Source organism: Oceaniglobus roseus, assembly GCF_002869745.1.
Lineage (GTDB): Bacteria > Pseudomonadota > Alphaproteobacteria > Rhodobacterales > Rhodobacteraceae > Oceaniglobus > Oceaniglobus roseus.
Genome location: NZ_PNOS01000006.1, coordinates 13,563 through 36,671 on the forward strand (window position 1 = coordinate 13,563; position 23,109 = coordinate 36,671).

The following is a 23,109-nucleotide window of genomic DNA, read 5'->3' on the forward strand; positions in this document are numbered from 1 at the left end:
TGAAACCGTGTTGACCTTTTCTCCGTATATGGCTCTGAGGCCAGCGGGACGCATCGTCACGCGCGCGTGTGACGGGTTGTCCGGGGGCAGGGCCGCGGCTAGCCTTTCGCGGGTGTTTTGGGAGTGGACATGGACGTATTGACGACGGTGGACGGCCAGAAGGGCCTGCCGCGGTATTTTGCCCAGGTGTTCCGGATGGCCTGCGGCATGGACAACGGGCGGCTCGACTTCGTGCTGCCCGACGGGCGGCGCTTCCGCGCCACGGGCACGAAATCGGCCTGGCCGATCGCCGAGCTGCATATCCGCAACCCCGAGATATTCTCGCGCCTGATCCGCGAGGGCGATCTCGGCTTCTGCGAGGCCTACCTTGACGAATGGTGGACCACCCCCGACCTGCAGGCGTTCATGGACCTTGTCCACGCCGACAACTGGGAGGTCTACGACAGCTTCCCTGGCATGGGCCTCGTGCGCTTCTACGAACGGCTCCGCTTCTGGTGGATGGGCAACTCGAAACGGCAGGCGCAGAAGAACATCTCGGCCCATTACGACCTCGGAAACGAGTTCTACGGGATCTGGCTCGACGACACGATGACCTATTCCTCGGCCAAGTTCTCGACCGGTCAGGAAAGCCTGGAAGCGGCGCAGATCGCGAAATACGCCAGCATGGTCGACGAGATGGGCGCGCGGCCAGGCGATCACGTGCTGGAAATCGGCTGCGGCTGGGGCGGTTTCGCCGAATACGCCGCGAAGGAGCGGGGGCTGCGCGTCACCTGCCTGACCATCAGCCGCGCGCAGTATGCCTATGCGCTCGAACGGATCGCAAAGGCCGGGCTCTCGGACCGGGTCGAGATCAAGCTTCAGGACTACCGCGACGAACAGGGCCTCTACGACCACATCGCCAGCATCGAGATGTTCGAGGCGGTCGGCGAACGCTACTGGCCGGTCTACTTCAGCACCCTTCGCGACCGGCTGAAGCCCGGCGGCAACGCCACGCTGCAGATCATCACGGTGCAGGAGAAGCGCTGGGAGGTCTATCGCAACACCGTCGACTTCATCCAGCGCTACATCTTCCCCGGCGGCATGCTGCCCAGCCCGGCGGTGCTGCGGCGCGAGGTCGAGAAGTCGGGGCTGTCGGTCCTGAAGTCGGTCGAGTTCGGCGACAGCTATGCCCAGACCCTGAAACGCTGGCACGAGACCTTCAACAGTCGCTGGGACGAGGTCAAAGCGCTGGGATTCGATGAACGGTTTCGCAGGATGTGGAACATGTACCTTATTTCTTGCGCGGCGACCTTCCACAGCGGAAACTGCGACGTGACCCAGATCACCGTGCAGAGGCCCGCCTGACAGATGTACCCCACCGCGCCGAAGATGATTGCGGGACTGCTTTTCGCGACCGTCAGCTTCTTCGTGACGGGGCTGGTGATCGCCAACATCCCCTCGGGTCATCCCACGGCGGGCTTCGGTCTGACCAACGCGCTGGTCGGGTTCCTGATCGGATGGCGGGTGGTCGGACGGCGCGCGGGCGAAGGGATGAGCTTTGCCGCGGCCTACGGGCTGACGGCCATGGCCGCGATCGTGTTCTGGTGCCTGCTGCTCTGGGGCGGACGCGAGATGATCCGCCGCTCGCTCGATCTCTACTACAAGGATCCGACCGAGGCGCTGCAGGAGATGGTGCGCCTGATGCTGGATTACGCGGTCTACCTCTACGGCAACGGTGCCATCGGCTCCATGGTGATCGGCGCCGTCTTCTGCGGTCTCGTGACCGAGTGGCTGGCCCGCAGGACGCAGCGCCCGCGGGTGGAGTGAGAGGCGCGTGACATCCGACCTGTTCCTGTTCGGCACGCTGCTGGACGACGAGCTGCGCGGCACCGTCGCGGGCCGGCCGCTTGCCGGGGTGCCGGCCGTGCTGCCGGGGCAGGGGATCTGGCGCGCGGCCGACGGCGACTATCCCGTGCTTGGCGCGGGCGAGGCGGCGCCGGGGCTCCTGTTCCGCGACGTGCCCGAAGCGGCGCTGGCGCGGCTGCACTACTACGAACAGGGCTTCGGCTACGACGCGGTTCCGGTGCGGGTCCGCGCCGGCACAGGCGAGTCGGAGGCGCTTGCCTATCGCGCGCAGCACCGCGTTACGGCGAGTGGCGGGCCCTGGCGGCTCGACCACTGGCAGGCGGCATGGGGCGCCCTCACGCGCCGGGCCGCGCTCGAGGCCATGTCGCTCTTCGGCCGGATCGATGGCACGGCGCTGGCCGGGGAGATGCAGCGCATCCGCGTGCGCGCCGATGCCGCGCTCCGGGCCGAGACGCGCCCCGCGCCCATGGGGCCGCGCGCCGGGCTGTCCCGCGACGCCGTGACCGTCGTCGAGGCGCGGCGGCCCTTCGTCAGCTTCTTCGCGGTCGAGGACAGCGCGCTCCGCTATCCGCGCTTCGACGGCGGCACCTCCGCGCGGCTGCACCGCACCGGCCTGCACAGCGGCGACGCGGTGACCGTGCTGCCCTACGACCCGGTGCGCCGCCGCGTCCTGCTGGTCGAGCAGTTCCGCTATGGCGCCTTCCTGCGCGGCGACCCCTTCCCCTGGTGTCTCGAACCCGTGGCAGGCTTCATCGATCCCGGCGAGACGCCCGAAGAGGCGGCCCGGCGCGAGACGGTCGAGGAGGCGCATCTTGCGTTCGACCGGCTGGTGCCCATCGGAAGCGGCTATCCCAGCCCCGGGGCCCTCAGCGAATACCTCTACCAGTTCGTCGGCCTCTGCGACCTGCCGGACCCGGAAGAAGGCCGTGGCGGGCTGGCCGAAGAGGGCGAGGACATCCGCACCCACGTCGTCGCGCTGCAGGATCTGATCGCGATGACGGAGGACGGCACCGTGGACTCCGCCCCGCTGATGGTCAGCGCGCTCTGGCTGGACCGGGCCGTGGCGCGGGGCGACTTCGGCTGAGGGCTGCCGCGACAGGCCGCAACCCGGGGCGCGCCCGCCCCCGCGCTTTCCGGGGGCTCCGCCCGTGCGAAGGGGAAACCATCCCCCCGGATCGTTTCTCCCCCCCTCGAACGCGCCGCCGGAGGCGGCGCGGCCCACGGTGCGCACGGCGCCTTCAGATGCCCGTGACCCGCCCCCCGTCCCGCCCGCCTTCGCTTGAGTTCGCGCCGCCGCGGCCCTAGACAGGGCGGAACAGAGCGCCGGAGGATCTGCCCCATGACCATTCACAGCGACCTGGCCTCGGCCATCGGCAACACCCCCCTGATCCGCCTCAAGGGCCCGTCCGAGGCGACGGGCTGCGAGATCCTCGGCAAGGCCGAGTTCATGAACCCCGGCCAGTCGGTGAAGGACCGCGCGGCGCTGTTCATCATCCGCGACGCGGTCGAGAAGGGGTTGCTCCAGCCCGGCGGCACCATCGTGGAAGGCACGGCCGGCAACACCGGCATCGGCCTCGCGCTCGTCGGCAGCTCCATGGGCTTCCGCACGGTCATCGTGATCCCCGAGACCCAGAGCCAGGAAAAGAAGGACATGCTGCGCCTCGCCGGGGCCGAGCTGGTCCAGGTGCCCGCGGTGCCCTACAAGAACATGAACAACTACGTCCGCTACTCGGGCCGCCTGGCCGAGGCGCTTGCGAAGACCGAGCCGAACGGCGCGATCTGGGCGAACCAGTTCGACAATGTCGCCAACCGCCAGGCCCATATCGAGGGCACGGGCCCCGAGATCTGGGAGCAGACCGGCGGCAAGGTCGACGGCTTCATCTGTGCCGTCGGCTCGGGCGGCACGCTTGCGGGCGTCGCCGCGGTGCTTCAGCCGAAGGGGGTCAAGGTCGGCCTCGCCGATCCCGAGGGCGCGGGCATGTTCAAGATCTACACCGGGCAGGAGAACCCCGGCGACTCGATCTCCGAAGGGATCGGGCAGGGCCGGGTTACGGCCAACCTCGAAGGCTTCACCCCCGACATGGCCTACCGCATCCCCGACGCCGAGGCGCTGCCGGTGGTCTTCGACCTGCTCCAGCACGAGGGCCTCTGCATGGGCGGCTCGACCGGCGTGAACGTCGCGGGCGCCATGCGCATGGCGCGGGAGATGGGGCCGGGCCACACCATCGTCACGATCCTCTGCGACTACGGCACCCGCTACCAGAGCAAGGTCTACAACCCCGCCTTCCTGCGCGAGAAGGGCCTGCCGGTGCCCGAATGGCTCGACACCGGCGGCCGCGTCCTGCCGACGGTCTTCGAGGACTGAGCATGGCGATCGGCGGGGGGATGCGGGCCGCGGTCCTCGCCGCGGCGCTGACGGTCTTGCTGGCCGTTTCGGCGCTGGCTCAGGGCACGGTGCCCGCCCAGCAGTGGGAACGTCTGGCCGAGCGCGCCGAGACCACGCTGGAGGACGGCGAGGCGACGGACCTCGCGCTGGAACAGCTGCGCGCCGAGATCGCCCAGTACCGCGAGAACTTCCTCGCCGCCCAGAGCAGCGGACAGGCGCGGGTCGACACGCTGCAGGCGCAGATCGACGCGCTGGGCCCGCTCCCGGCCGAAGGCGCCCCGCCCGAGGCGGCGGACATCGCCGCCCGGCGCGCCGAGCTGAACGAGCAGATGCAGCGCCTTCTGGCGCCGCGCCGCGCGGCCGAGGAGGCCTATAACCGCGCCGACGGCATCATCCGCGAGATCGACACCACCCTGCGCGAGCGCCAGACCGAGAAGGTGCTGGAACTCGGGCCGACGCCGCTGAACCCCGTCTACTGGCCCCCCGCCATTGCCGCCCTCGGCGAAAGCTTCGCCCGCGCGTCGAGCGAGATCGTGAACGGGCTCGGGACCCCCGGCCAGCGCGGCGAGCTGATCTCGAACCTGCCCGGTGTCGCGCTGTTCCTGTCCATCGCGCTGGCCCTGCTGATCCGCGGCCGCTACTGGATGGAATGGCTGACGCTGCGCCTCTACACCGGGCAGCGCGGCCGGGGCAGCCCGGCCATCGCCTTCGTCGTCTCCCTCGGCCAGGTGATCGTGCCGGTCCTCGGGATGTTCGCCCTGCGCGAGGCCCTCTTTGCCAGCGGCGTCCTCGGGTTGCGCGGCCAGATCTTCGCCGAGACGCTGCCGGGCCTCGGCTTCGTCTTCTTCACCTCGACCTGGCTCGGCGCGCGGATGTTCCCCCGCCGCGACGACATCTCGGCCCCCCTTGAGATGCCCGCCGAGCGTCGCCGGTCGGGCCGCTTCTACGTCGGGCTGGCGGGGTTCCTGCTGTGCGTGAACCACCTGCTGGTCCGCCTCGCCGCCTTCGACCGCTATGACGACGCCACGATCGCCGTGCTCAGCCTGCCGCTGATCCTCGGCGTCGGGCTGATCCTGCTGCGCCTCGGCCAGATGCTGCGCGACGCGCGGCTTGCCGGCACCGAGGCCAGCGACGATCCCGGCTATGCCGAGCGGCTGATCCACCTGATGGGCCGCGTCTATGTCACCTTCGGCATCGCCGGGCCGGTGCTGGCCGCCATCGGCTATCTGACCGCCGCCCGCTACATGGTGTTCCCGGCCTCCGTCAGCCTGGCGCTGATGGCCTTCCTCGCCGTGCTCAGGATCGCGGTGCGCGACTTCTACGCCCTCTTCACCGGCAAGACCCAGGACGAGGCGAGCGCCGCGCTGACCCCGGTGCTGATCGTCTTCGCCCTCTCCGTCGCCTCCCTGCCGCTCTTCGCGCTGATCTGGGGGATGCGCGTCACCGACCTGGCCGAGATCTGGACCCGCTTCCAGGAGGGCTTCTCGGTCGGGAACAGCCGCATCTCGCCCTCGGACTTCATCACCTTCGCCGTGGTCTTCGCCATCGGCTTCGGCCTGACGCGGCTGTTGCAGGGCACGCTGAAGTCCTCGGTCCTGCCGCGCACCCGCCTCGACGTCGGCGGGCGGAACGCGATCACCGCCGGGATCGGCTATCTCGGCATCCTGCTGGCCGTGCTCTTCGCCGTCACCTCGGCGGGCATCGACCTGTCGTCGCTTGCCATCGTCGCCGGTGCGCTCTCGGTCGGGATCGGTTTCGGCCTGCAGAACATCGTTTCGAACTTCGTCTCCGGCATCATCCTGCTGATCGAGCGGCCGATCTCGGAAGGCGACTGGATCGAGGTCGGCGGGCAGATGGGCTATGTCCGCGACATCTCGGTGCGCTCGACCCGGATCGAGACCTTCGACAAGACCGACGTGATCGTGCCGAACGCCGATTTCGTCAGCGGCACCGTCACCAACTGGACCCGCGGCAACCTCGTCGGCCGGGTGATCGTGCCGGTCTCGGTCGCCTACGGCACCGACACCCGCAAGGTCGAGAAGATCCTGCAGGAGATCGCCGAGGCGCAGCCCCTCGTCGTGATGAACCCGCCGCCCGCGGTGCTGTTCATCGGCTTCGGCGCCGACGGCATGATGTTCGAGATCCGCGCCATCCTGCGCGACGTGAACTTCGTCCTGGCCGTGAAGTCCGACGTCAACCACGAGATCGCGGCCCGCTTCCGCGCCGCGGGGATCGAGATCCCCTTCGCGCAGCGCGATCTCTGGCTGCGCAACCCCGAAGCCCTGCGCGCGGCCGCGTCCGCGGACCGGGAGGCCGCCGCCCCCCGCCGCGCCGCGCCCGACATCGAAGACACCCACGCCATCGCCAACGACCGCGCCGACGAGACCGAGGCGGCGGGCCGCGACGACGGCGACAGCCCGGAGGATCCCCGATGACCCGACCCCTGTTCCGCGAGGACGCCTATCTGCGCGAGGCGCCCGCCCGCGTCCTGGCCCATACCCCCGAAGGCGGCCTCGTGCTCGACTCCTGCCTGTTCTACGCCACCGGGGGCGGGCAGCCCGGCGACAGCGGCACCCTGTCCTGGAGCGGCGGCGAGACGGCCATCGCGACGACGCTGAAGGGGGAGGGCGACACGCTCGTCTGCGTGCCCGCCGAACCGGGTCCGCTGCCCGCGGTCGGTGCCGAGGTGATGCAGCAGCTCGACTGGGCCCGCCGCCACCGCCACATGCGCGTCCACACCGCGCTGCACCTCCTGTCGGTCGTGATCCCGCTGCCGGTCAGCGGCGGCGCCATCGCCGCCGACAAGGGCCGCCTCGACTTCGACATGCCCGAGGCGCCCGCCGACAAGGAGGCCCTGTCCGAGGCCCTGAACGCCCTCGCGGCCCGCGACCTGGAGGTGAGCGAGAGCTGGATCACCGACGACGAGCTGCGCGCCAACCCCGGCCTCGTCAAGACCATGTCGGTGATGCCCCCCATGGGCTCGGGCCGGGTCAGGCTGGTGCGGATCGGGCAGGGGGCCGAGCAGATCGATCTCCAGCCCTGCGGCGGCACCCATGTCCGGCGCACCGGCGAGATCGGCCGACTCCGTCTCGGCAAGATCGAGAAGAAGGGCGCGCAGAACCGCCGCGTCTACGTCCACATCGAATAGCCCCCGCCGCGCGCGTCACGTCTTGCATCCCTCCGCCGTTCTTTGCTAGGAGACGCCCCACGGACAGGTGGCCGAGTGGTCGAAGGCGCACGCCTGGAAAGTGTGTAGGCGGGAAACCGTCTCCAGGGTTCGAATCCCTGTCTGTCCGCCATAAAATCATTTAAATACCTATCCGCTAAAGATTATTTTTCAGGGCAACGCCGCTTGCCTCCATCTTTGCCACCATCAAGTTCCGATTGGATCAAATGCTGAGGGCCCGACGGTGCTGTGCTTACGCAGCCACGCCGAGACGGATTCGTGCACGGCTGAGTGGAAATGGGGTGATTTCCTAGGTCAGATGTGATCTAAACAGTTTCCCGCAACCGAAATCAAAGGCGCCCACCCCTATACCCTCGATGCCATAAGGCACCGGGAGTATTTTTGTGTGCGCTGTTCAAGAAGGAACAAAACCATGATCGCTGGTGCCGAAAACATCTATCTGTCAGTCGAGCAGGTCGCTGCTCGTTACAACGTGTCCAAAGATTCCATCTGGCGCTGGCGCCGGGAGGGTGACTTCCCGAAGCCCGTCAGGTTGGGCGGTAACACCTCACGCTGGCGGCTGAGCGAGCTTGAAGCCTACGAAGCCGAGCGCCCCTGCGCCTTCGCGACCCACCTCGCCGAGCCCTGGGCCCTGCCGACGATCTCCTGAGACTTTCGCGTAGCGCCCGGCAGGCGCCCAACCTGCCATCACCACCACCGCCCCGGAGGCCGCGCGCAGCATCGCGCGGCACGGGGCAGTATTTCCCTCAAAGGATCCAAGAGATGGACAACGAGTCCTCGAACGACAACATTCACGGTCGGAACGCCTCTAACGTCATTCCCCTCACCGGCTCTCGAAACGAGGTTGCGCCGGTGATTGAAGAATCACTGCCGGAGCGTCGCGATGCGAACGAAGAGTTCCCTCCGGAGCCGCGTGAAGCGCCCCCTGCGGCATGCTTGCCCGAGGGCTATTTCTCGACTGCGGACGGAATCTGGTTCGAGAAGCAGACTGACGACGAGGAAGCGGCGGCCCCGATCTGGGTCTGTTCGCCTCTCAGCGTGGTCGGTCTGTGTCGCGGTATCGACGGCAAGGGCTGGAGCCGTGTGGTGGATGTAGTCGATCCCGACGAATATCGCCACCGGCTGCTGCTCGACGAGGCCGAGGTCCAGAGTTCCCCTGCTGCGCTAATGCGCAAACTGCTCACTCACGGCCTGCAGCTTAGCACTGCCCCTGGGACGAAAGAGAGGGTCGCGCATTTGGTGAAGGCGTGGCGGCCGCTGGATCGGTTCCTGCGCGTCTCGCGCCCGGGCTGGGTTGACGGTGACTTCGACATCTTCGTCTTTGCCAACGGCGAGGTGATTGGTCCGAAGAGGGTGATCCTCGACCGCTACACGGGGATCGTCGGCGAGATGAGCAAGACAACGGGCTCGATCGATGGCTGGAAGGCGGGCGTCGGGTCGGCGTGCGTCGGCAATCCGCTGATGCTTCTTGCGGTGTCTCAGGCTTACGTCGGGCCGCTGCTGGCGCCGCTTGGTCTTGAGGGTGGGGGATTCCACCTCCGCGGGGCGTCGTCGCGTGGCAAATCGACGTTGATGAAGCTTGCCGCCTCGGTCTGGGGTTCGCCGTCATTCTGCCAGAGCTGGCGCACCACCGACAATGCGGTGGAGGATGTGGCATCGTGCTGTAGCGACGCATTGCTCGCGCTCGACGAACTGCATCAAGCTGATCCGAAGGCCGCGGCCGATATTGTCTATATGCTCAGTGACGGTCGGGGCAAACTGCGCATGACCTCTGGCGGTGCGGCGAAGACGCCCGGTGGCTGGCACGTCGCGACCCTGTCCACGGGCGAGATCACGCTTGAAGAGCATCTGGCCTCTGGAGGCAAGAAATTTCACGCGGGTCAGGATGTCAGGCTGATCGACATCGACGCCGAGAGCCGCGCGTTCGGGGCGTTCGACAAGTTGCACGGCTCTGCAGAGCCGGGGCGGTTCGTCGAGAGGTTGGTCGACGCGGCCGCCGCAAACTACGGCCGTGCGAGCAGAGTATTTGTTGAGAGGCTGATCGGCGCGCTGACCGACCGGGCCAAGATGGAGAATGTCATCACGTTGTTCGTCGCGCTGGTGACCAAGCGCAATGATCTCGACCAGAATGGGCAGGTCCGTCGAGTTTTGAAACGGTTCGCCCTCGCGGCGCTGGCCGGAGAGCTTGCCACCACGTTCGGGCTGACCGGGTGGAAGCGTGGCGACGCCTTTGACGGCATTCTGGAGGTGGCGAGCGTCTGGATCGGGGAGCGCGACCTTGTGACTGTTGGCGCGGTGAACGCGGCTAGGGAACGGACGCGTGACCATCTTCTGGCGAACGCCGCTGGCTTCGTCCCTTGCGGGCCAGACCCAGCCCCGGAAGGTTGGCGGGACGAGACGCACTATTATGTCCGCTCCGACGTCTGGGCACATATCCACGGCGTCGAAGGCGCTCAGCAGGCTGCTCGTCTACTGAAAGCCGCGCACCTGCTGAAGACCGACAAGGGCGACACGCTCCAGTTCAGAATGCCCCGCAGAGTGCCGGGACGCCCAAAGGCCTATGCCGTCAGCGTCGAGGTGTTCGAGAACCGTCCGTCTGCCCTCTCGACGTAGTTGGAGTCAGGAAGCAAGGACCGCTGTGACTGCCAGACCCACGCTCAACTCGAGCCCGGTCCTGATGGCCCCAGCGGTCCTTGCGAGATGTGGTGCTTGGCCGCTGTAGGCTCCCCGTGGAAGCTTGCCTGGCTCCGGCGGTCACAGCGGTCCTGGCTGCGAGAGTAGCAATGTTGCGCACCTCGAACACAGCAGCGGTGACAGTGATCCCGGCGATCCATGCGGTCACCGTGAATCGGTGTATTCGGGGGGCGGTGAATCTGACGCGACCGTCTGCGCCAGTGCTCCAGACATCTTCGCGAGGGTCATCAATCCCAACGCAGTCCCATTGTCGGCCTGTCTATAGCAGAGACATGCAGCGAAGAGCTGCTGTAAAACTCTGAAATGGGAGGAGATATGGCAAGAACGAAGCCCTATGGCGGCACCGACGTGGCCGCTTTTCTCACTCACCGGATCGCCGAGCTGAAACCGCGGAAGAGCCAGGCGGAGATCGCGGCCGAGGCGGGGTTCAACAACGCGAACATGATGAGCATGCTGAAGGCCGGCACCTCGAAGCTGGCCCTCGACAGGGTGCCCGATCTGGCGAGGGCCTTGGACTGCGACCCGGCGCGGCTGTTCCGGCTGGCGCTGCTGCAGAGCGGCCACGAGACCAGCCGCGCCGTTGTGACTGAGGTATTCGGTGGCCTCGTCACCCGTAACGAGAACACTTGGCTCGAGGCAATCCGCGTGGCCTCTGACGAGACCGATCCGTCGTTGACGTCGAGGGCCCGTGCGGCCATCTTCGCGATCTTCGGCAAATGAGCCGCGCTAACTCCTCGATCTTCAGGCCGGAACTCGAGGATCTCACCGAGAACGAACGGGCATGGGTCGGCATCTTCCGGTTGTTGACCTACGACAGCGATCCAGCCCCGACACTTGCCCGAGTGCAGGCGCTACGCCAAGCTATGAACACCACCCTTGGACGGTGCCGGAAAGGATAGCGTCGGCACCCCCGCAGCTACCGTGATCCGCCCGAGCGGCACCGCGCCAAGAGGGCGGGTCACGGCGAACATGTCGGCACCCCATCAACATTTAGTGGTTGCGGTCGAGTTGACATCGGCGCGTCAGAGGGAAACTTTAGGGTCAGACTGGGAGACTTTCCGACATGAAGACGTAAACTTCAGCGACGGAAATGACACCTTTCAGACGGATCCACACACGCTTCGGGTCAACATAACAAGAGTTTTTTCTCAGAAGTTTACGTTCCTCAGCAGATCCGAGAAAAGTCCCTAAGTGACCGACCATCTTACCCAATACACTCTCAAGATGTAGAGCATAATGACCTGAGCCCCGACTCTGCTCCGGCTTTTTGGAGAATCCGCGGGTTGATTTTTGGGGCTACGCCGCACGCATTTCCAGCCTCTTCTTTGCCATGAACTCGACCGGCGGTATGTTTCCGAGGCTGGAGTGCGGGCGGTGGAGGTTGTAGTCGTCCTGCCACTCGCGGATCTTCTCCCGCGCCTCGCCGAGCGATGAGAAGAGCGTCTCGTTGAGGAGCTCGTCGCGAAACCGCCCGTTGAAGCTCTCGACAAAGCCGTTTTGCATCGGCTTTCCGGGCGCGATGTAGTGCCATTCGACGCCGGTGCGCTGGCACCACGACAGGATCGCCATCGAGGTCAGCTCCGTGCCATTGTCGCTGACCACCATGGCCGGGCGACCCCGCCGCGCGATCACGGCATCGAGTTCCCGAACGACGCGGTGGCCCGACAGCGACGTGTCGGCCACCAGCGCCAGGCACTCGCGGCTGTAGTCGTCGACCACCGCCAGCACCCGGAACCGGCGCCCGTCCGTCAGCGCGTCGCTGACGAAGTCGAGGCTCCAGCGGATGTTGGGCGCGTCAGGCAGCAGCATCGGCCGACGCGTGCCGAGGGCGCGCTTGCGGCCGCCCCGACGGCGCACCTGGAGCTTTTCTTCGCGGTAGAGGCGCCTGAGCTTCTTCAGGTTCATCATGATCCCTTGTCGTTCGAGCATGATGTGGACGCGACGATAGCCGAAGCGCCGCCGCTCTGCCGCGACGGCTTTCATCGCCGCCCGCGCCTCGGCGTCGTCTGGACGAACGCTGCGATACCGCACGCTCGACCGATCCACCGCCAGGGCCTGGCACGCCCGGCGCTGGCTCACTCCGTGTGTCGCAACGACGTGGGCCACCGCTTCCCGCCTGACACCGGGCGCTACCATTTTTTTGCCGCGACATCCTTCAGGATCGCGTTGTCGAGCATCGCCTCGGCGAGCAGCTTCTTGAGCTTGCCGTTCTCCTCCTCGAGCGCCCTCAGCCGCCGGGCATCCGATACCTCGAGCCCGCCATACTTCGCCTTGTATTTGTAGAAGGTCGCAGAACTCACCCCATGCTTGCGGCAGACATCGGCCGTCGACATGCCGGCCTCCTGCTCCTTCAGCATCGCGATGATCTGCTCCTCGCTGAACCTCGATCGCTTCATCATCCGTCTCCTCGTTGGAGCGGATTCTACCTCAAACTGGAGGAAGATGCGGGGCTCAGGTCAAGCGGCTTGCGGTCTGCCATTCGTCGTTCTGTTCGAACAGCACCGCGCCGATCAGGCGCATGATGGAAGCCTCGTTCGGAAAGATGCCGACGACGTCTGCCCGGCGCTTCACCTCCTTGTTGAGGCGTTCGATTGTGAACCGGCATGGAAAAATGACCCCGTAGCGGGGTGATCGGCGTCCAAAAATGACCCCCTTACATCGGTGGCCATGATGCTCCCGGGGCAACCGGGAGCAGGTGCGGGATGTTGGTCGTGGAGACAATCGCGAAGATCCGTCGGGAGTATTTCCAAGACAAGAAGCCGATCAAGCAGATCTGCCGGCAACTGCATGGCGGTGTCGCGCGTGCTGTCGCCTCACGTGAAGCGGGTGGTCATCGCCAATCCGCTCCAGGTGAAGGCGATCGCCCATGCGCATGTGAAGACCGACAAGATCGACGCAGGCACGCTGGCCAGCCTGCACGCCGCCGGCTACCTGCCGGAAATCTGGACCCCTGACGCTGCGACGGAGCGGATGCGCCGGCTCGTCGCGCGGCGCTACCAGGTCGTGCGCCACCGGACCCGGATCAAGAACGAGGTGCATGCCATCCTGCACGCGCACCTGATCCCGAAATGCCCGCATGCCGACCTGTTCAACCGGCGTGGCCGCGACTGGCTTTCCCGTCAGCCGGTCCCGGAGGACGAGCGGGCCGCCATCACGCGCCATGTCCGCGAGTTGGACCGGCTCGGAGAGGATCTCGCCGTGCTCGATCGGGACATCGCCCGGGACGCGCTGGAGGACGAGCCGATCCGGCGGCTGCTGACCATCACCGGCGTCAACCTTGCCGTGGCGGCGGGCCTGATGGCGGCGATCGGCGACGTCGAGCGGTTCAGTTCTCCCCAGAAGCTGGTGAGCTACTTCGGCCTGAACCCGCGGGTCCGCCAGTCCGGCCTCGGCGCCGCCCACCACGGTCGGATCAGCAAGGTCGGTCGCAGCCACGCCCGAGCCATGCTGGTTGAGGCCGCCTGGGCGGCTGCGAAAGCGCCGGGACCGTTGCGCGCCTTCTTCATCCGTATTCGCGCTAAACGCGGCCATCAGATCGCTGCCGTCGCGGTGGCTCGCAAACTGGCCGTCCTGTGCTGGCACATGCTGACCAAGGGTGAGGACTACCGCTGGGCCCGCCCCAGCCTCGTCGCTCACAAGCACCGGTCCATGGAACTGGCTGCCGGGCAGCCGCAGAAGAAGGGTAACAAGCGGGGCGCGACCTACGCCTACAACGTGAAGGAATTGCGCCACCAGGAGATGCAAATCGCGGAGCGGGCGCAGGAGAGCTACGAACACTTCGTCGCCGCCTGGCGCTCGCATCCACCGTCCAAAGGAAAGTGTGCGGCCGCCTCAAACCGGCAGGGACTGCATGGGCTGCCCGGTAGCGCTTCCAGCCGACACGCCACGCTTCGCCACGAGGTCGACCGCACGGAACGAGAATAGCGGAAACGAGCAAGAAAGTCTTGTCGATCCCATCCGTCGAATGCAGTTTCGTGCGATGCTGTCGGGGAAAGGACGTGTAAGCCAGCACGTCGTGTTCGCTTGCGTCCATCAGGTCGGCGAGCTTGGGCCAGCGTGGACGCAGCTGCTCGGAGACCTTGCGCCAGGTCTCGCCGGCATGGGCGCGGTCGGGCTGGTCGAAGACCTGCCGGATCGCGGCGGCGACGACGGTGTGCTGACCGCGGGAGACATGCGCGAGTGCGTTCCTCATCCAGTGAACGCGACATCTTTGCCGTTCGCAAGCTCACCCTCAAAGACCCGGGCAATGGCGGCCTTGAGACCGGTATGCGCATCGCTGATGACCAACCTGATACCGCCGAGGCCACGGGCCTTCAGCGAGCGCAGGAACTCGGTCCAGAAGGTCTCGGCCTCCGAAGGTCCGATCCCCAGACCGATGATCTCGCGCCGCCCGTCGGTGTTGGCGGCGACGGCGATTATGGCTGCGACCGGCACGATGCGCCCGCCCTGGCGGACCTTGAGATTTGTGGCATCCAGCCAGAGATAGGGCCACTCGCCGCTGAGCGGGCGGTTCAGGAACTCGCCGACGCGCTCGTCGATGGTGAGCCATGGGCCGCCATCGGTCCGAGGCCCCTGGCGAACGCAGAGCTTTGAAACCGTGCTCTTCGAAATGCCCGAGAGCCCCATCGCCTGGACCAGATCATCGACACGCCGGGTCGATACCCCGCCGATCCACGCCTCCTGAATGACCGCGACCAGCGCTTGCTCCGAGGTCTTGCGGGCCTCGAGGAAGCCGGGAAAGTAGCTGCCCTGCCGGAGCTTCGGCACCCGCAGGTTCAGCGTTCCCAGACGGGTATCGAGGGCGCCCTCCCGATACCCGTTTCGCCAGGTCGTGCGTTCGCCGCCGCGCTCGTGCCGACCGGCGCCGATCAGGCCCTCGACATCGGCCTCCATGATCAGCTGCAGAACCGCCTCAGCGACAGCGCGTAGGAAGTCGCCCTGGTCGTGCTTTGCCAGAAGCTCGGAAAGGTCCATGTTCGTCTTGGTCATCGGGGTCTCCGTGTGGTCCGTGGTTGAAGTCGCCAAACTCCACCTCGACCATACACCTCGATGGCCACCCGGGATCATACCGTCGACGGCGCCGAAATTACACCACGTGCTCGGACACTAACCTGGCCCGGCAATCTGAAACGTTTACATCCCAGAGCCCCTGAGCAGGCTGCACAAGCCGGGTTGTAACTTGTGCAGTCCTGGGTCTGGTGCATACCTGTTGACGCTGCAGGTGGCCTCCCAGGGCCTTTGCGGGTCATCCCCAAGCGGAACAGTCAATTGCGAGATCGGGTCGCGGCGGAGTGGTGGACGCCGTCGTCACAATCGGGCAGCATCTTCATTAAAATAATTCGGGGCACGAGCATGATCACCGGTGAAATAAAATCAAAAGTCGACGCAATCTGGAATGCGATGTGGACGGGCGGTCTCTCGAACCCTCAAACCGTTATGGAGCAATTGACCCTGCTCCTCTTTCTCAAGGGGCTCGACGACGCACAGACGCTGGCCGAGCGCCAAGCGCGGGCGCGAGGCACTGCGCTGGAACGAGACCTCTTTCCGGATGAGCTCGACGGCATCGCCATCCTCGACGAAGAAGGCAAAAAGATCGCCGAGGGTCGCTCCTACGCCGATCTGCGATGGCCCCGGTTCGTTTCGCTATCCGCCGCGGAAATGCAGGAGGCCGCGCAGAACCACCTGATCCCATTCCTGCGTCGCCTTGGGTCGGACGGTGCTCCGCTGCGCAAGCACATGGCCAGCGCACGTTATGAGATCCCCACTGGTCGTCTGCTGGCGAAGGTTGTTGACCTGATCTCGGATCTCCCCATGAAACAGCGGGACACAAAGGGCGACCTCTACGAATACATGCTGTCGAAGGTGGCGGCCGCGGGCCAGAACGGTCAGTTCCGGACGCCTAGGCATATCATCAACCTCATGGTCGCGATGACCGAGCCGCGGCGGAATGACGTCATCTGCGATCCGGCCTGTGGGACGGCTGGCTTTCTCGTAAACTCGGCGGAATACTTGCGCCGGACAGACCTAGCCGCCTGGAGCGACAACGAAGCTCGCGAGCATATTCAGAACGCCATGTTCCACGGCCATGACTTCGACGGCACCATGCTGCGCCTGGGCAGCATGAACATGGCGCTGCACGGATTCGAAGATGCCTCCATCGTCTATCGCGACAGCCTCACACAGGAGCACGGCGACGAGGCAGAGGCATACTCCCTGATCCTCGCCAACCCACCCTTCGCCGGCTCCCTGGACGCCGAGGCGGTAGCCAAGGACCTCACTCGCATCGTCAACACCCGGAAGACCGAGTTGCTCTTCCTGGCCCTGTTCTTGCGCCTCCTGAAGCGGGGCGGCCGAGCGGCGGTCGTTGTGCCCGACGGCGTGCTCTTCGGCTCCAACAACGCCCACAAAGAGGTGCGGCGCATGCTGGTCGAGGATCAGCAGCTCCAGGGCGTGGTCAAGCTCCCGGCCGGAGTCTTCCGCCCCTATGCAGGGGTTTCGACGGCCATCCTGCTTTTCCAGCGCACCGATTCCGGCGGCACGGATGGCGTGTGGTTCTACGACCTGCACGCCGACGGCCTCAGCCTCGACGACAAGCGCAACTTGCTCGTGCCCGAAGACAAGATCGGCCCCTGGGCCGAGCTTACCGAGGAGGAAGCGAAGTTTAACGACCTCCCCGACGCACTTGCCCGTTGGCAGCAACGCGACGGCAACGAAAAGGATAATCCCCGCACCGCCCGCAGCTTCGTGGTCCCGAAGGCCGAGATCGCCTCCGCCGACTACGACCTCAGCCTCAACCGCTACCGCGAGATCGAGCACGACGCGGTCGAGCACGAGCCGCCCGCAGAGATCCTCTCGCGTCTGCGCGAGATGGAGCGTGACATCTTCGACGGCCTTGAAGAGCTTGAGGAGATGCTGGGTGTCAAGGCAGTGCGGGAAGCAGCCGAATGAACCTGCAAGCCGAGATGATCAGTCTGCCCGAGTTCCGGGCCTACGCGGCTTCGTTCCCGGATATGCTCCCACGCACAACGGCCCTTGAACAGCGCATTAGGATTGGCACGGGCTTTCACGGCAAGTGGTATCAGTCACAGCGCGAGCACATGCTCGGCTGGCTGGTGGGGCAAGAGTGCAGGGAGCGGAAGAACGGCAAGGACCCGCGCCGGGTATCCGCCAGTGGCATGTGGAACCGGCTGAAATGCAGTCCCCTGATGTTCTGGTTGGCCGAGGGAGCTCAGGTGTCCTATGCTGTGCTGGATGAGGCCGAAAGAGCGGCCGTGGCAGCCAGCGAGATCAGACCCACGGACGGCGACCCCCATGGCAGGATGATGCGCGGGCCATTGTCTTGGACCGTGATCGCCCATAGCCTCCGGGGGAATGCCGATCCGGTCGGTCCCGTGCAGGCCGATGCAGCCTCCTTCCCGGCCTTCGAGAGGCTGATTGCCCGAAATGCCGGTTACCGGCCCCTGCGGGAGTGGCTGGTCGAATCCGCCCACGCATCCGCACCGGAAGGCGCGACTTGATGACCATCGACGAGACCTTTGGCCGCACGATCCAGCTCTTCCTGGTCGACGGCAAACCCACCGGCCTGCGCAAGGCGACCATCCACGGCTGGACGGGGCTCCTCTTCGTCTCCGGGGCCTCCGCCTTCGGTGACCTCACGGCGCGGGACGAGGTGGACCGCACGGGCGTCTACATCCTCGCCGGTCCCGATCCCGTCACAGCCGGAACAACCCGGGTCTACATCGGGTCAGGCAACTCCGTCGCCGAGCGCATCAAGCAGAGCGCGGTGAGACGCGATTTCTGGGAGACGGCGATCACCGTCACGACCAGCGACGACGACATGTCGAAAGGCCACGCCGAATACCTCGAGGCGCGGCTGATAGAACAGACGGCCAATGCCGGGCGCGTGACGCTCGACAACGGCACGAACCCGGATATCGGCCGCCGACGTCTGCCCGAGGCCGACATCGCCAACATGGAGCAATTCCTGGCGAACCTCCGGATCATCCTGCCGGTGATCGGGCTCGACATGCTGAAGCCGCAGCCCAAGGCCATCAGCGCCAAGGCCAGCCCGACTTCTCCCTCTGTCTCGGACGAGGTGCAATTCGAGATCCGGCACAAGAGCGGGGTCTCGGCCATGGCGGTCGAGGAGGATGGCGAGTTCATCGTGCTAGAGGGGTCGGAGGCGCTCAAGGATGCCGGATACGCATACCACCACAACCGCCCTCTCAAGGACAAGCTGATAGAGGAAGGCGTGCTGGTGGAGATCGCATCGGACAGGTTTCGGTTTTCCAAGCCTTGGTCTTTTTCCAGCCCATCCGCTGCGGCTGGCGTGGTCCTTGACCGCCAGTCGAACGGACGCACGGAATGGAAGGTGCACGGCTCGGCAGAGAAACAGACCTACCATGACTGGCAGCAGGCGCAGGCGGCGAAGCAGGAGGCGGCGGAATGAGCTGGCAGACACTGCCATTCCTTGACGTTTTCAGAGATGCCACCGGTGGGAATATCAAGACGAAGCAGTCCGAATACCTTCCAACCGGGGCATATCCCATCGTTGACCAAGGCAAGGCTATGGTCGGGGGATACACGGACGACGGAGCCGCTCTTTGCAAGTCCGGTGAGCCTGTTATTGTCTTCGGGGATCACACCAAGGCGCTTAAGTATGTCGATTTTCCGTTCTGTCTCGGGGCAGACGGGACAAAAGTATTGGTCCCCAAGGTCGAAGCTGACCTGAAATTCCTGTTCTATGCCCTGCACACCATCGACATTCCAGAGGCGGGATACAGTCGACACTTCAAGTTCCTCAAACGCGGGGAAATCCCCCTACCGCCCCTCGAGGAGCAGAGGCGGATTGCGGGGATACTGGATGCGGCCGACGCCCTGCGCCGCCGCCGCCGCGAGGCCCTCGCCCTGCTCGACACCCTCCCGGGCGCGATCTTCGCGGAGATGTTCGGTGACCCCTTGGTCGAGCCAGGCGATTATGTTCTGCGCCACCTCGAGGAGTTCGTCGATCCCGAGCGCAAAATCACTTACGGGATTCTGAAACCTGGCCCTGATATACCCGAAGGCGTTCCATACATCCGGGTTGTGGACATGAAAGACGGAACAGTCAGGCTGGATGATCTGAATAGAACTACAGACGAGATCGCGGAAAGTTATCGGCGGTCTTCGCTGAGAGCCGGGGATCTTCTAATGTCAATTCGTGGTCATGTCGGGAGAACGGCGACCGTGCCTGAAAACTGCGATGGCGCGAATATCACGCAGGATACGGCGCGCCTCGCGCTGACAAAAGCAATACCAGAATTCATCGAGGGATACCTGCTACTGCCATCGGTCCAGCACTGGATGGCGCAGAGAACCAAGGGAGTTGCAGTAAAAGGTATCAATTTGGGTGACTTGAAGAAATTACCTGTTCCCATGGTTCCTTTCGAACGGCAGGATGAGTTTCGCAGCGCGCGGAAACGGGTTTTGAATCAGAGAGATGCTATGGCCGCCCACCTCTCCGAACTCGAAACCCTCTTCGCCTCCCTCCAATCCCGCGCCTTCGCCGGAGAGCTCTGACCCCGTGACATCACCATGACCGCCAGCAACTTCGCCCATCTCGAACCCGACTTCCCTTCCGTCCACGCCGCGGCGACCTCGGCCGAGCGGCTGGCGATGTCGGAGCCCGAGGCAGCGGCAATCCTGGCGGGCAAGGCGGTGGAGCTGGCGCTCGGCTGGGCCTTCGCCCATGACGCTGGCTTGACGCCCCCCGCCCAGACCGGCGCCAGTCGGATGATCAATGACCCGGACCTCCGCACCATCATGGGCCAGAAGGTCCATGCCAAGGCGCGGTTCATCAACCTCGTCCGCAACAAGTCCGCCCATGAGGGATCGAACCTGAAGCCCGAGGGGGCGCGCCAGGTGGTGGAGGAGCTTCACCACGTCCTGCACTGGTTCGGCCGCACCTACGCCCGCCGCCAGAAGCCGCCCGAGCCGAACGATTTCGACCCGGCTCCGCTGACGGCCCGGCTCGATCTGATCCGCGAGGCCCGCGGGCGCATCCAGAGCACAGAGAAGGCTCTGCAGGAGCGCACCGAGGAGCTCGAGGACCTCCGCTCCCGATACGCCAGCCTCGACGATGAGCTGAAGGCGAAGCGCGCCGAGGTGGCCAATGCGCGCCTCGAGCTAAAGACCGACCCACACGACTACAACGAGGCCACCACCCGCCTGCGCCTGATCGACCTTCTGCTGGCCGAGTCCGGATGGACCGCCCTCACGGAAGGCCGGGATCTGGAATACCGCGTGGAGCCGATGCCCAACGAGCAGGGCCATGGCTTCGCCGACTACGTCCTGTGGGGCGCGGACGGCCTGCCTCTGGCCGTCATCGAGGCCAAGCGCACCCGCCGCTCCCCGTCCGAGGGGCAGCAGCAGGCGAAGCTCTATGCCGACGCGCTCGAGCAGATGCACGGCCGCCGCCCGGTGATCTTCTACACCAACGGCTACGAGCACTGGATCTGGGACGATGCCAGGGGCATCCCGCCGCGTCGCCTGGGCGGTTTCAAGACGGCGCAAGAACTGGGCGAGATGATCGCCCGCCGAAGCGAGGCGAAAGCCCTGGTCGACCAGAAGCCCAAGGCCGCCATCGCCGGGCGCCCCTACCAGACCCGCGCCCTGACGCGGATCGCCGAGCATTTCGATGCAGGCTCCCGCAAGGCGCTGCTGGTCATGGCGACAGGCACGGGCAAGACCCGGACAGTGATCGCCCTCGTGGACATGATGGTGCGCGCGGGGCTGGTGAAGCGTGCCCTGTTCCTCTGCGACCGTATCAGCCTCGTCCGGCAGGCCCGCAACGCCTTCGCCCAGCAGATGCCCGACAGCTCGCCTGTGAACCTGGTGACCGACCCCTCGGGCACGGGCCGCGTCTACGTCTCGACCTATCCGACCATGATGAACCTGATCGACCGGGCCGATCATTCCGGCCGGCGCTTCGGGCCTGGGCATTTCGATTTGGTGATCATCGACGAGGCGCACCGGTCCATCTACAAGCGCTACCGGGCGATCTTCGAGTGGTTCGACAGCTACCTCGTAGGCCTCACGGCCACGCCCCGCGACGAGGTGGACCGGGATACCTACCGGCTGTTCGACCTCGACCCCGGGCACCCCACGGACTTCTACGGCCTCGAAGAGGCGATCGAAGACGGGTTCCTGGTGCCCTTCGAGCCGATCTCGCTGCCGACCAGGTTCATGCGCGAGGGAATCCGTTACGAAGATCTGTCGGACGAGGAAAAGGACCAGTGGGATGAACTCGACTGGGGCGAGACCGGGCGGCGCGAGGAGGTCACGGCTGGGGAGATCAACAAGTATCTGTTCAACGCCGATACGGTCGACAAGGTGCTGGCGCATGTCATGAAGCACGGCATCCGCATCGCAGGCGGCGACAAGATCGGCAAGACGATCATCTTCGCCGCGAACAAGCCCCATGCGAAGTTCATCGAGGAGCGATTCAACGCCGGCTGGCCGAACTATGGCGGGACCTTCGCCCGGCGGATCGTTCACGGCGAGAGCTATGCCCAGAGCCTGATCGAGGCCTTCGAGATCCTCGGCAAGGAGCCGCAGATCGCCATCTCAGTCGACATGATGGACACGGGCGTGGACGTGCCCGAGGTGGTGAACCTGGTCTTCTTCAAGCTGGTGCGCTCGAAGACGAAATTCTGGCAGATGGTCGGCCGGGGAACACGCCTGCGGCCGAACCTGTTTGGCCCTGGCGCGGACAAGGCGGCATTCCGGATTTTCGATGTCTGCGGCAACCTCGAATTCTTCGGATCAAACCCGGAACTCAAGGATCCGTCAGTCCCGAAGTCGCTGACGGAGCGGCTGATCGAGGCAAGGTTGAAGGTGGTCCAAGGCATCGACGATACGCTGGCCACCACATCCCACGAGCAGCACGATGACGACGCAGAAGACCTCAAGGGTGTTCGCGCGGAGATCGCGTCAGATGTGCGCCGGTTCGTGATGGGCCTCGACATCTCGTCGTTTGTCGTCCGCGGTCATCTGCGGTCTCTCGAGACTTGGCAGGCAGACGATGCGCCATGGTCCGTGTTGTCCGAGGAGGCCACCGAGGAACTGACAGGCTTGGCAGCCTTGCCGAGCAATGCCGATCTCGGCGGGGAAGAGGCGAAGCGATTCGACCTCGTGATGTTCGAGCTCCAGCTCAGTCTAATGGGCAGGTCGACGAAGATGGAATCCTGCCGCCGGAAGGTGCTGGAGATCACGAAGGCACTCTCGACGAAGCTGGAGATTCCCGCAGTAGCCCGGCAAGCGGAGCTCGTCGAAGAAATCCTGACCGAAGCCTGGTGGGAAGGCCTGACGGTGCCTGTCGCTGAGCGGGCGCGCCTGAGACTGCGCGATATCGTGCATCTCATCGATCAGGCGTCCCGAAGCATCCTCTACACCGATTTCGAAGATGATCTCGGGGCTGCAACCCCCGTCTCCCTCAATCCGGCGGCAGATTTCGCAGCGTTCAAGAAGAATACCCGCGCGTTTCTCTCCAAGCACGAAGACCACGTCGCACTTCGCCGCTTGCGGACCGGACGGGCCCTTACTCGTTTGGACATCGAAGAACTCGAGCGCATGCTACTCGAAGCGGGCGTGGGATCGGATGCCGACATTGAGATCGCTAGAAAAACGGAGGCCGCACAGGTCGGTGGGTTCGGCGTCTTCCTGAGGTCAATTGTCGGCCTGGAACGGGCCGCAGTGCAAGAGCATTTTGCTGATTTCATCGCTGATGGTGCCTCGGCCGATCAGATCGAGTTCGTTGGTATGGTCATCGAGCATCTGACCCAGAATGGGGTGATCGACCCGGGGCTGCTCTACGCCCGGCCCTTCTCCGAGCTCACGCCCGATGGTCCCGACAGTGTTTTCGACGAAAATGACGTAGATCGGCTTCTAGCGCGAATCCGGAATCTCAATCGCTCGGCAATGGTATCCCGCACGGACCCTGTTGAACAAATCGGCTGAA

At 65.3% G+C, this 23,109-nt stretch carries 16 protein-coding genes, 1 tRNA gene and 2 pseudogenes; 16 read left to right on the top strand and 3 right to left on the bottom strand.

Features of this window, described 5'->3' with window-relative positions:
• The first annotated feature begins 129 nt into the window (after positions 1 to 129).
• From A7B20_RS04600 to A7B20_RS04645, 10 genes are all read left to right on the top strand, one after another.
• Positions 130 to 1,344: an SAM-dependent methyltransferase gene (locus A7B20_RS04600; RefSeq protein ID WP_102107390.1), complete on the top strand. Its 1,215-nt coding sequence runs from the start codon at positions 130 to 132 to the stop codon at positions 1,342 to 1,344.
• A 3-nt stretch (positions 1,345 to 1,347) separates the two neighbouring features.
• Positions 1,348 to 1,806 (top strand): TrgA family protein, encoded by a 459-nt coding sequence (locus tag A7B20_RS04605; RefSeq protein ID WP_102107391.1) that lies wholly within the window; start codon positions 1,348 to 1,350, stop codon positions 1,804 to 1,806.
• A gap of 7 nt (positions 1,807 to 1,813) precedes the next feature.
• Positions 1,814 to 2,929: an NUDIX domain-containing protein gene (locus A7B20_RS04610; protein WP_102107392.1), complete on the top strand. Its 1,116-nt coding sequence runs from the start codon at positions 1,814 to 1,816 to the stop codon at positions 2,927 to 2,929.
• A gap of 255 nt (positions 2,930 to 3,184) precedes the next feature.
• The gene (locus A7B20_RS04615; RefSeq protein ID WP_102107393.1) at positions 3,185 to 4,210 is read left to right on the top strand and encodes a cysteine synthase A; all 1,026 of its coding nucleotides are present in this window, start codon (positions 3,185 to 3,187) and stop codon (positions 4,208 to 4,210) included.
• 2 nt (positions 4,211 to 4,212) lie between these two features.
• On the top strand, positions 4,213 to 6,666 hold the full coding sequence (locus A7B20_RS04620) for a DUF3772 domain-containing protein (protein WP_102107394.1): 2,454 nt from the start codon (positions 4,213 to 4,215) through the stop codon (positions 6,664 to 6,666).
• The gene (locus A7B20_RS04625) at positions 6,663 to 7,379 is read left to right on the top strand and encodes an alanyl-tRNA editing protein (protein ID WP_102107395.1); all 717 of its coding nucleotides are present in this window, start codon (positions 6,663 to 6,665) and stop codon (positions 7,377 to 7,379) included. The genes A7B20_RS04620 and A7B20_RS04625 overlap by 4 nt, the downstream gene beginning before the upstream one ends.
• Positions 7,380 to 7,440: 61 nt before the next feature.
• Positions 7,441 to 7,530 (top strand) — tRNA-Ser (locus tag A7B20_RS04630).
• 300 nt (positions 7,531 to 7,830) lie between these two features.
• Positions 7,831 to 8,067: a helix-turn-helix transcriptional regulator gene (locus tag A7B20_RS04635; protein WP_172960965.1), complete on the top strand. Its 237-nt coding sequence runs from the start codon at positions 7,831 to 7,833 to the stop codon at positions 8,065 to 8,067.
• Between the two features lie 113 nt (positions 8,068 to 8,180).
• Positions 8,181 to 10,031 (top strand): DUF927 domain-containing protein, encoded by a 1,851-nt coding sequence (locus tag A7B20_RS04640; protein ID WP_102107396.1) that lies wholly within the window; start codon positions 8,181 to 8,183, stop codon positions 10,029 to 10,031.
• 396 nt (positions 10,032 to 10,427) lie between these two features.
• Positions 10,428 to 10,832, top strand: coding sequence for a transcriptional regulator (locus A7B20_RS04645; protein WP_102107397.1), 405 nt, complete (start codon positions 10,428 to 10,430; stop codon positions 10,830 to 10,832).
• A gap of 576 nt (positions 10,833 to 11,408) precedes the next feature.
• Here the strand turns inward: A7B20_RS04645 and A7B20_RS04655 are convergent.
• Positions 11,409 to 12,508, bottom strand: a protein-coding gene (locus tag A7B20_RS04655; protein ID WP_245866544.1) for an IS3 family transposase whose coding sequence is annotated in 2 segments (ribosomal slippage) — positions 11,409 to 12,256 and positions 12,256 to 12,508 — 1,101 coding nt in all. Because the reading frame shifts where the segments join, the coding sequence is not laid out codon by codon here.
• A gap of 55 nt (positions 12,509 to 12,563) precedes the next feature.
• Positions 12,564 to 12,704 (bottom strand): annotated as a pseudogene (locus tag A7B20_RS04660) (transposase); the annotation flags it as partial.
• A gap of 195 nt (positions 12,705 to 12,899) precedes the next feature.
• On the opposite strand from A7B20_RS04660, the gene A7B20_RS04665 reads away from it, so the two are divergent.
• Positions 12,900 to 14,036: an IS110 family RNA-guided transposase gene (locus A7B20_RS04665; protein ID WP_245866547.1), complete on the top strand. Its 1,137-nt coding sequence runs from the start codon at positions 12,900 to 12,902 to the stop codon at positions 14,034 to 14,036.
• A gap of 19 nt (positions 14,037 to 14,055) precedes the next feature.
• Here A7B20_RS04665 and A7B20_RS04670 read toward each other — a convergent pair.
• Positions 14,056 to 15,101 (bottom strand): annotated as a pseudogene (locus tag A7B20_RS04670) (IS256 family transposase); the annotation flags it as partial.
• Between the two features lie 363 nt (positions 15,102 to 15,464).
• Here A7B20_RS04670 and A7B20_RS04675 point away from each other — a divergent pair.
• From A7B20_RS04675 to A7B20_RS04695, 5 genes are read left to right on the top strand one after another with little or no spacing between them, the layout of a single operon-like run.
• The gene (locus tag A7B20_RS04675; protein ID WP_102107478.1) at positions 15,465 to 17,060 is read left to right on the top strand and encodes an HsdM family class I SAM-dependent methyltransferase; all 1,596 of its coding nucleotides are present in this window, start codon (positions 15,465 to 15,467) and stop codon (positions 17,058 to 17,060) included.
• Positions 17,057 to 17,629: a hypothetical protein gene (locus tag A7B20_RS04680; protein ID WP_102107400.1), complete on the top strand. Its 573-nt coding sequence runs from the start codon at positions 17,057 to 17,059 to the stop codon at positions 17,627 to 17,629. Before A7B20_RS04675 ends, A7B20_RS04680 begins: the two co-directional genes overlap by 4 nt.
• Positions 17,629 to 18,561, top strand: coding sequence for a GIY-YIG nuclease family protein (locus tag A7B20_RS04685; protein ID WP_102107401.1), 933 nt, complete (start codon positions 17,629 to 17,631; stop codon positions 18,559 to 18,561). Before A7B20_RS04680 ends, A7B20_RS04685 begins: the two co-directional genes overlap by 1 nt.
• The gene (locus tag A7B20_RS04690) at positions 18,558 to 19,670 is read left to right on the top strand and encodes a restriction endonuclease subunit S (RefSeq protein WP_102107402.1); all 1,113 of its coding nucleotides are present in this window, start codon (positions 18,558 to 18,560) and stop codon (positions 19,668 to 19,670) included. The genes A7B20_RS04685 and A7B20_RS04690 overlap by 4 nt, the downstream gene beginning before the upstream one ends.
• 15 nt (positions 19,671 to 19,685) lie before the next feature.
• Positions 19,686 to 23,108 (top strand): DEAD/DEAH box helicase family protein, encoded by a 3,423-nt coding sequence (locus tag A7B20_RS04695; RefSeq protein WP_102107403.1) that lies wholly within the window; start codon positions 19,686 to 19,688, stop codon positions 23,106 to 23,108.
• Position 23,109: the final 1 nt, after the last annotated feature.

Coding starts and splice junctions, on each gene's coding strand:
- A7B20_RS04600 (WP_102107390.1), top strand. CDS start 130: ATGGACGTATTGACGACGGTGGACGGCCAGAAGGGCCTGCCGCGGTAT.
- A7B20_RS04605 (WP_102107391.1), top strand. CDS start 1,348: ATGTACCCCACCGCGCCGAAGATGATTGCGGGACTGCTTTTCGCGACC.
- A7B20_RS04615 (WP_102107393.1), top strand. CDS start 3,185: ATGACCATTCACAGCGACCTGGCCTCGGCCATCGGCAACACCCCCCTG.
- A7B20_RS04620 (WP_102107394.1), top strand. CDS start 4,213: ATGGCGATCGGCGGGGGGATGCGGGCCGCGGTCCTCGCCGCGGCGCTG.
- A7B20_RS04625 (WP_102107395.1), top strand. CDS start 6,663: ATGACCCGACCCCTGTTCCGCGAGGACGCCTATCTGCGCGAGGCGCCC.
- A7B20_RS04635 (WP_172960965.1), top strand. CDS start 7,831: ATGATCGCTGGTGCCGAAAACATCTATCTGTCAGTCGAGCAGGTCGCT.
- A7B20_RS04640 (WP_102107396.1), top strand. CDS start 8,181: ATGGACAACGAGTCCTCGAACGACAACATTCACGGTCGGAACGCCTCT.
- A7B20_RS04645 (WP_102107397.1), top strand. CDS start 10,428: ATGGCAAGAACGAAGCCCTATGGCGGCACCGACGTGGCCGCTTTTCTC.
- A7B20_RS04665 (WP_245866547.1), top strand. CDS start 12,900: ATGGCGGTGTCGCGCGTGCTGTCGCCTCACGTGAAGCGGGTGGTCATC.
- A7B20_RS04675 (WP_102107478.1), top strand. CDS start 15,465: ATGATCACCGGTGAAATAAAATCAAAAGTCGACGCAATCTGGAATGCG.
- A7B20_RS04680 (WP_102107400.1), top strand. CDS start 17,057: ATGAACCTGCAAGCCGAGATGATCAGTCTGCCCGAGTTCCGGGCCTAC.
- A7B20_RS04685 (WP_102107401.1), top strand. CDS start 17,629: ATGACCATCGACGAGACCTTTGGCCGCACGATCCAGCTCTTCCTGGTC.
- A7B20_RS04690 (WP_102107402.1), top strand. CDS start 18,558: ATGAGCTGGCAGACACTGCCATTCCTTGACGTTTTCAGAGATGCCACC.
- A7B20_RS04695 (WP_102107403.1), top strand. CDS start 19,686: ATGACCGCCAGCAACTTCGCCCATCTCGAACCCGACTTCCCTTCCGTC.